The sequence below is a fragment of the Enterobacter sp. CFEC122 genome (assembly GCF_052983755.1).
Genome location: NZ_JBRIQR010000076.1, coordinates 1 through 8,417, shown reverse-complemented (window position 1 = coordinate 8,417; position 8,417 = coordinate 1). Strand labels below are relative to the sequence as shown.

10 protein-coding genes are annotated in these 8,417 nt (G+C 36.2%); 5 read left to right on the top strand and 5 right to left on the bottom strand.

Translation table 11 applies throughout. The features are described 5' to 3' along the window. Positions 1-20: 20 nt before the first annotated feature. The 3 genes from ACVCAM_RS25595 to ACVCAM_RS25585 are packed head-to-tail and all read right to left on the bottom strand — an operon-like array spanning position 21 to position 2,868. On the bottom strand, positions 21-491 hold the full coding sequence (locus ACVCAM_RS25595) for a hypothetical protein (protein WP_447093735.1): 471 nt from the start codon (positions 489-491) through the stop codon (positions 21-23). Between the two features lie 9 nt (positions 492-500). Next, positions 501-2,423 carry a terminase gpA endonuclease subunit gene (locus ACVCAM_RS25590; RefSeq protein ID WP_447093734.1) on the bottom strand — a complete coding sequence of 641 codons (1,923 nt, stop codon included), beginning with the start codon at positions 2,421-2,423 and terminating at the stop codon, positions 501-503. Further along, complete coding sequence (locus ACVCAM_RS25585; RefSeq protein ID WP_447093733.1) at positions 2,329-2,868, bottom strand: hypothetical protein; 540 nt, start codon at positions 2,866-2,868, stop codon at positions 2,329-2,331. The genes ACVCAM_RS25590 and ACVCAM_RS25585 overlap by 95 nt, the downstream gene beginning before the upstream one ends. Before the next feature lie 188 nt (positions 2,869-3,056). Between ACVCAM_RS25585 and ACVCAM_RS25580 the strand changes: the two genes are divergently transcribed. The 5 genes from ACVCAM_RS25580 (at position 3,057) to ACVCAM_RS25560 (ending at position 7,206) form a co-directional block, all read left to right on the top strand. Further along, the gene (locus tag ACVCAM_RS25580) at positions 3,057-3,467 is read left to right on the top strand and encodes a hypothetical protein (RefSeq protein ID WP_447093732.1); all 411 of its coding nucleotides are present in this window, start codon (positions 3,057-3,059) and stop codon (positions 3,465-3,467) included. Positions 3,468-3,526: 59 nt separating this feature from the next. After that, positions 3,527-4,036, top strand: coding sequence for a hypothetical protein (locus tag ACVCAM_RS25575; RefSeq protein WP_191185306.1), 510 nt, complete (start codon positions 3,527-3,529; stop codon positions 4,034-4,036). A 509-nt stretch (positions 4,037-4,545) separates the two neighbouring features. Beyond that, positions 4,546-5,550 (top strand): GTPase family protein, encoded by a 1,005-nt coding sequence (locus ACVCAM_RS25570; protein WP_191185305.1) that lies wholly within the window; start codon positions 4,546-4,548, stop codon positions 5,548-5,550. A gap of 434 nt (positions 5,551-5,984) precedes the next feature. Further along, complete coding sequence (locus tag ACVCAM_RS25565; protein WP_191185304.1) at positions 5,985-6,374, top strand: hypothetical protein; 390 nt, start codon at positions 5,985-5,987, stop codon at positions 6,372-6,374. An 85-nt stretch (positions 6,375-6,459) separates the two neighbouring features. Then, the gene (locus tag ACVCAM_RS25560; RefSeq protein WP_447088343.1) at positions 6,460-7,206 is read left to right on the top strand and encodes a hypothetical protein; all 747 of its coding nucleotides are present in this window, start codon (positions 6,460-6,462) and stop codon (positions 7,204-7,206) included. A gap of 17 nt (positions 7,207-7,223) precedes the next feature. On the opposite strand, the gene ACVCAM_RS25555 is transcribed toward ACVCAM_RS25560, so the two are convergent. Together ACVCAM_RS25555 and ACVCAM_RS25550 are read right to left on the bottom strand one after the other, a co-directional pair. After that, positions 7,224-7,496 carry a hypothetical protein gene (locus ACVCAM_RS25555; protein WP_447093731.1) on the bottom strand — a complete coding sequence of 91 codons (273 nt, stop codon included), beginning with the start codon at positions 7,494-7,496 and terminating at the stop codon, positions 7,224-7,226. 10 nt (positions 7,497-7,506) lie between these two features. Continuing rightward, positions 7,507-7,791 (bottom strand): hypothetical protein, encoded by a 285-nt coding sequence (locus tag ACVCAM_RS25550; RefSeq protein WP_447093730.1) that lies wholly within the window; start codon positions 7,789-7,791, stop codon positions 7,507-7,509. Positions 7,792-8,417 lie beyond the last annotated feature (626 nt).

Sequence of the window (8,417 nt, the reverse complement as noted above, 5' to 3'; positions counted from 1 at the left end):
ATTACTAACATCGGGGTGTACTAATCAACGGGGAGCAGGTCAGGATTACCAGAAGAAAGCCCCCTCATACGTGCTAATTCTTGGTTAGCAAGTTTTGTATAGTGAGTGCGGAGTTTTAGTAATGCGTCCATAGATTCTGTAGTTAGGCTTTTATTGTTGATGCTCTGAGTGATTACACCACCGCCCTGTACTTTAGACTCTATAACAATATTTATTTCATCAATGATAGATAGGTATTGATTGTATTTATTTGCTGTCGCAGTTGGATCTACTATCTGAAAGGTACGTACAGCAAATGTTTTATCATTGATAATTGCCGTATATGCACCTGATTTCCAGTTTGAAGTATCAATTACTGAATATGGATAGGTATATGAAATTTTAATCCCATCCACATCTACTATATCTACTTTAGAATCTGCGGCAAAACTAAACACAATGCTTTCACCTTTGATAATATCTGAGGTGAAATCAACGCTGCGTGTTGCCATGTTTATTCCTTATTCATTAAACCAATTTCTTCCCCCCATACGCCTTTTACGTTGTTTACGTACTGGAACATGTTCTATAGGTGTATCATTAGTTTGTATTTCTTCACTGTATTTAGTTTTAGCTATATTGGCGTTGTAGTTCCTTAGTTTTTTATAGGCATCAACACCCAATTTATTTAACATATATTCAAAGCTAATTAGGCAATAGTTGAGCGTATCAAGCATTTCGTTACGATCATCTTTTGAACCAGTACGCTTCACCCAAACAAGTTGACCACCTTTCATAACTCGCTTTTCACTGGTGTACTGAAGGAATGCATCATCCGGTAATGAATGGCTAAAATGGATTCTTTTACCTTCATGTGCTTCATCGTTCATAGCTGCGTTAAGTAGCTTCCTGATACGGTTCTTTCCTTCGTTAACGTTAAGTAGCATGAACTTATAACCACCCGATGTACTTTCTTTGTATAGAGGAATAGTTGTACGTCCATCACCCTTGATAGGTTTGTATATCTCATTACCTGTTTTATTACAGAATCGGTAGATGGTATTGGTTGCAGCACCATTAGAACTATCTACCCATACCTGAAGTACTCGTAGAGGTGTTCCATTTTTCGTTTTTAGCTTTGTATTATTTATAAAACTTTGTAATTCTACATATGCTGGCGAGTCATATTTATTACAATCGACTGCATAGAAGCTACGATGATCGAGTACATAATAGTTCTTTTCCGATATGCCAACTAAGGTACATTCCAGGCGGTCTAATTGTTGGTCAACCGCATATGCTAAACCTACACAATCATTAGGTATGTTATGTATATCAATATCAAAATCGCGTAACTGTTCCAGTAGAGTTAAATCGTGTTCTACGTTCTCTTTATCAATGTATGGTTCGCCTAATGCGTTGTTCACAAAACGCATATGGTCAAAGTTCTTAAACGCTTCTGCAAAATCCTGTACCAGCTTGCGGATCGACGAAACCGGAGAGTACAAACGTGATATGTGATAGCCCCTCACATCCTTAATCTCTGGATGTGTAGCGATCCAACGTCCTTGTGATACTGCTCTTACGCGTTCGGCTTCTGAGTACTGGTGTTTACAGTGCGGGCATTCAAGATAGGCGGTATCTGCATCAGGGATAGAACGGCGGCCACCGTCTATTACCTTCCATTCGAATATAACGTTTTTCCATATCAGGCGTTGTTCATCACCACATTCAGGGCAAGGTACGTGAAAGTACCTCTGATCGCTCATAGCAAATTCCTGGCATATGGGATCATCAGGTACTAACGGCGTAGAGCACATCATGATTAATGAGTCACGGAAAGACTCACAACGCTGTGATACAAGGGCTATGGGGTTCCCTTCATCACCCTCGATATCTACCCCTGAAATCTCATCACAGAAAACACGCTTAGCCGTGAGGCCACGTAGGGTACTTGGGCTTGAGAGACTAACGAAATAGTTGAAAGTACCAACGGTAGTTTCCTGCGTGGTTGCATCGTTAGTTTTGGTCTTGTCTGATTTACTCGTGATTAACTTTGCAAGTGATGGTGTTAGCTGGATAGTTGGGTCGTACTTACCATTCTTATACTTCTTAACTGTATTTGCTGTTGTACCAGCAATTACCATGTTTGATGGATCATGTTGAAGAAAGTACAGGGATGCACCAGTAACTATTGTTGTTTTTAGTAACTGTGCGGAACTCATTAGTACTACCTTGCGTACCCCTGGTTCTATAATTGAATCTAACGGTTGTTTCTGAAATTCGTACAAACGCATTGGTGAGCCTTGTAACTCACCATCGCAGAATTTAAGATTCTTCTCTACCCATTCACTCGGTTTGATCTTCTCTGGCGGTAGTATGTTCTTCACCGCCTGGTTCAATATTTTTATTAGCTTCTTCTGATTCTGAAAATCCATTTTCATATTCATCTTCCTCGTACTCATAATTTCCAATATCTCTGAGTACTTCATCAATTTTATCTTTTAGCGTTTCCCTCAATTGGTTTGCATCTTCACTTGCAAAGAGTTCTACATAAGTTGTGTTTGGAATACTACGCAACATGTTCTTTAGTTGAAGTAAGTAACTTGAAAGTGAGTCAGTTACATAATCCACTTCTACTAAGTTTCTTCTTTTTAGATCAGCTTCCATTTCTTCAATGTCTGCTTTAGCTTTTGCTAATCGTAATTGTTCACGCTGAGTTTCTTCTTTTAAATCTGTTTGACCTCTCAATGGTGTTAGTACATTATCTTGTACCCATTGATAGATCTCATCGTCTGTTCCATTTATATCTAAACCTTTTGCTTTCCAATCACGGCTAACTGTTGCAGGGTCGTATCCGTAGATTTTTGCTAATTGTAAGTACGTCATATTTCCTCGTATTGTGAATGAATTAGGTTCATAACATCATATATTCTATTCAAAGAGTGCGGCGAAACTACGCGGTCTTTAAAAAGTTCAGGGAGAACCTATTTTGTTTATTTACCATTTTTGGTGATTGAACTATTTAAGTACTTTATGATAATCTTTACGATCTACACACATACGAGGTTAGTTTTATGCTGACTGTGATCTTAAAGTTCTTTGAGTTGTTCACTAAGTTACCAAAGTCTGTTCAAGAGCAAATTATAAATGCTGTTATTCTAACTCTTACACTTGGCTTTAAACGTTTCTTCAAAAAGAAAAAAGAAGAAGATTTAAGGAAAGCTACTGAAGAAGCAGTTAGTCCAGAAAAATGGCATACTACATCAGTTGCGGTGAGTAATCTCATGCCTTCTCTTTACTCTCAAAAGAAAAAAGAAGAGTTTGCTAACTCAGTTGTTGAGTTAATTAGAAGCGACTCATTCATTAAAGAATTAAGTACACGCATCGAAAAGATTAACTCTAATGATGAAGAAAGCTACGTGGCTTTGTGCTCTATCGAAACTAAAAAGCTAATCATTGAAATGCTTGAGAAGAACACCAAGTAAATGATAGCCGCTAATTACATAATGACAATTTCATAGCTCTTTTATGGCAAGGAATGAATATGAATCTACAAGCAAGTCTGTTTATAGCCGCAGCAATAGCTATTGCTGCCTATCAATGGGTTAAGCATAAGGGTACAAAAAAGGATTGGGAGAAAGGTAGTATCATTTTCGTAGGCTTATTACTTGCAATACCTGTTTTCTTTGTTTCCTCAGTCGCAATTTTTGGTATTTGGGGGCAGGAAGGTCAAGCAAAAGAAGATGCTCAACAGGAAGCACGTAAAGCAGAAGAAGATAAGAATCCGATTGGCTATGCAAAAAATCACCACAATCCTGTTTATGAATGCCAGCGAGCTATCGAGAAATTAGCTAAGTATGACTTTAAATGGAAGGATTCGATTACCAACCCTGCTTTTGTAACTTACGCATGGGTTAGTAAAGATTCAAAAGTGATTGAAATGTATGGTGACCAAGCTCAAGCACAGAATGGATTTGGTGCATATAAGAATGTCCAGTATTCCTGCAAATTCAATGGCGAAACTGGCGAAATATTATCTTATAACTTCAATTAAATGTTAAATGACGCCCTACCAAGCTTAAAACTGGTAGGGCTTCATTTATTGAGATCTATAGCAAACTATTAACTTTATGGAATAGAACTGACCTGTACAAATAACCTTGTACTGCTGATACTCCCGCATTCTGAAGTACTGGTAGCTCTTGCCGCTCGTAGCATCTGGTGATGGTTCTTATCCTGTAGGGGTGCAATCACATTATCGCAGTACTTAAAGTTTGTAATGGTGCTGTTTATGTATAAGTAAGAATGGCCTTTCATTGAATACCTAATAAGATTCTAATTCGCTCAATAAGTTCCTATGTATTAGCATTGCTTGAAGCACTGTTTAGTTCGGTAAGCTTGCAGTAATGAAAAGCTTTATTTATTGTACTATAATATCTTTCATTAGCAATCAAGTTAATTTAACTTAAGTTGCCACTATAAATGCATAGTGGAAACCAATTGACATTTTGTTAATTAATCATTATAAAATAACAAACATCAATTAATACATAAGGGTTTGAAATGGGATTATGGTCAAGTGTAATTGCTAAGCAACTTGAAGCAGTTCAAAATGCCACCAAAAGTCTTTCAGAAATGCCAAGTGCTAATGAAAATGAAACTGATAGTAGCAATAAACATGATGATAATACTGCCAATAAAAAGTCTAAAATTTTAGATGATATTTTATCATCTCTACCTCCTGAAATTTCTCGTTATACTAAGAAAAAACTGACAGAAGTTATAGACTATGAACCTCGTATTGGCGTTATGGGTAAAACCGGCGTAGGTAAATCGTCATTATGTAATGCAATATTCCAGCAAGATGTTTGTAAAGTTAGCCATGTTGAGGCTTGCACAAGAAAACTTGAAGAGTTACAAATTGATGTTGGGGGCAGAAAACTTACCCTTATTGATTTGCCAGGAGTGGGTGAAAGTGAAGCAAGAGACATCGAGTATAAGAGTCTTTATCAAGAACTAATACCAACACTTGACTTGGTTTTATGGGTGATCAAAGCTGACGACAGAGCACTCGGTCCTGATGAAAATTTCTATAAAAACGTTATTAAGCCGCTTAGTGCTGAAGATAAAATCTTGTTTGTAATAAACCAAGCTGACAAGATTGAACCCTCATACGAATGGGATGGCTCTAAGAAACGCCCTTCTGCTACACAAATAGAAAATCTTGAGCGTAAAGAAATTGATATTTACAATCGCTTGTTTGAGAATAATAATGGATGTATCGCGGTATCGGCTCCGTCAAAATACAACATCAGCAATCTTGTCAAGAAAATGGTTTTAAGATTACCAAAGCGTTCTAAAGCTGCGGTGTATAGTACTCTTCGTGAAGAAAATAAAACTGAAGAGGTTAAACAAGAATCAAAAAAGGGGTTTACCGAAGCAGTAAAAGATGTCCTTGATTCCATTATAGATAATGCTCCAATTCCAAATATTGTGAAAGAGCCTCTTAAAAAAGCCAAAGATTATGTTTGCGACAAGATCTCAAGCTTCTTTGACTCGTGGTTTTGATTCTCTTTAAGATAATTATCTGATTCATCGATAGTTAGTTAATTATTCCCCCTGGACAGTACCTGGTAACAAACACCGAATAGATGGTACTGAACAGGGGATCATCAGTATACTTTTCATTCTTCATCAATTTTGATGTAACTATCGATACAGAAAAGGGATTGTTTCGTACTTATATACGAGAAACCATTAGGTACTGTAATTGAGGGGTTATCGTTTTTGGATGCTGAGTACAGAATGTATCAGGCTCATGAAGAAGATGATTGGTTTAGCCAGGGTGAATTACCATTTTGAGTACACGCCCACCCACACACATTCAACAAACCACCATTTGTGGGGGGGCGTGAACAAGAGAGTGTACTTGATTGCGTTTCCACTCGTAAAGTATAGTTATTCTGACTCTTGGTTAACAACTCAATAATAGTGGATAAATTATGTTAATAATGCCTAACTTAACATCTGATGAAGTTAGTATTGAAAGTCTACACAGAGACGCTTCACCAGTTCAAAAAGACTACAATAACACCCCGTATTTTGATGTTTTAAGTTTTGAACTTACCGCTATTCCATCCGAAAGATGGATAGAGAGATTTAATGAGCATGTTCGTTCAACCAGAGATACAAGATTAGTATTACCATGTAATTTTGAAGGTGCAACACTCGCTATATCAACTTCAAAGACATATGTAAATTCACTTCAAGAATTTATCGACTTATTAAAAAAAGCATTCGAGGATGTTAACGAATATTTTAAACTCAAACGGGATAGAGAAGTAGAAGAAGAAAAACACATTAATGATATTCTCGATAACTTGAAGTTTTAAATTATATCATCACGGTTCAATTATGCTCTAAAGGGCATAATTGAACCGGTAAAGTTCGTACACTCTTCTATCGGTTATTATTGCTATGGCAAGCAAGAAATTAAAAAAAACACTTCTCACAACAATTTATTTTATTCTATTCATTGAGCTTTTAGCTTTAATAAACCTATATATTTCTACTCCTAAAGGATATGAACTTGGATCAGTCTCAGATTGGCTGAACACCGCCGGAACGTTAGGTACTCTAATTGTAGCTTATTTTGCGTATCGGAAAGTACCTGAATGGATGGCACAAAAGCATTATGATATTGCTTACGGGATCATTGAGAAGAGTATTTTTAATGATCTTCCTGATATTCGTTCAACCAGTTTACATTTTCAAACTTCAATCAGTGCAGTTTTACATAACTTTAAGAAAACAGTCGGCACTGGTACACCAACTAACCTGTTTATTATTGATACTGTAGATCAATTAGATAAGTTGTCTATTAAGTTCCAGCAGGAATCAAGTGCCATTATTAATCAACTTAATACTGTTGAACGTATCAACTACGAACTTAGTGACACTGCACAAACCACAATATCAAAGTTAAATTCAGCAAGTGAAATTTATTACCAGACATATGAGCAGTTATATGCCTTATATGAAGACATTATGATTGAATACTCACTCGAACCTGAGCAACGAAAAAAATACACAGATAAAATTGATGACATGCTTAAAACAGTAAAAGAAACTAATACATCACTCACAGAACATATAAACGAAATCTATAACAAAAACAAACCAATTTCAGACTTCATCACACCTAAGAAACAAAAACACCCCTGATTGAGGGGTGTCATTCATTACTTTTCCATATCTAAACTTGCACATAGTACCTGTACTGCTTTAATCACTTCATCTACAAACGGATTGATAAGACTTTCATTAAAGTACTCGTCTTTGCATTCAGTGATGTTTAATAAGTACATGTATGGATCGCCTAAATCGCGTACTTTTGAATCGTGCGTTTCTAACTGTATGCCTGAAACGCCGTTTGTTTCAATTCGTACATCCTCGTTAACATAGAGAAAGTAGTATGTACCATCATCGTATGTGTTAAATTCCATTCTAATCACTTTAAGTACCTCACATATCATTACCAGTACTTACAAGCTCTAAGAATCTTTCAACGTCTTCTTTTACATAAATTGCCAATAGTGTAACTACTAAACCATCACTCTCGTTATTTGAATCTTTTATAAAATAAAGATAATCAGCAATCAGTTCAAAATCATAATCTTTCGGTACTAATACCTTAAGTCTATATTCAGAATAGGCAAAAGGATTGTACAGTACGGCTTCTACTTCATCGATAAAAGATTCACCATGAACCATCTTATATCTCAATAACTTCAAATATTTTCTATGCATTAGGTTTTCCTTTCCCTTTTCTAATAAGTCACTTCTTGATTGTTATTGTATTTATTTGTTTAATACGAAATGCAGTCAATAACATTCACCAAATGAAGTTTCTGTACAAAGAATTTCACCCCTTTGGATAGAAAAATTACATGGTATGTGTAAGTACATTAAGGGCTTTAACAGCCCGATACCCCGCCCTTTGAGCGAAGCGGTACAGCGAAATACTTTAGGCACGTAGTGCCGACCCCTACTTTTGTGTACTTAATAAAAAAGAAATTTGTATGTACTTAGTGCAAAAAGAAATTGAATGATATTTGTATGTACTCGCAAGTATTAGGTACTTTCAAGAAGAAGTACATTAACTACTCAGGCGAGTACATACAAATAGAAATTCAAAGCCGAACGCGTTAGCGTTTGTGCTTCTTCATATTAATCTCGATAAGGCAGTTGCAAGCAACCGCCTTATGTCGAACTCACTGCGAAAAAAAGAACGAGCGTAGCCCGTTCTTTGTGTTCTTGTTCGATGTTTTTTTCCTAATTTTGTCTCCTTTTATTACCTATCATATTAGATAGTTTTTAGAGACATTTTTTGTTTTCACAGGAGTGAATTATACTTCGAGACAAAATGTAATCTT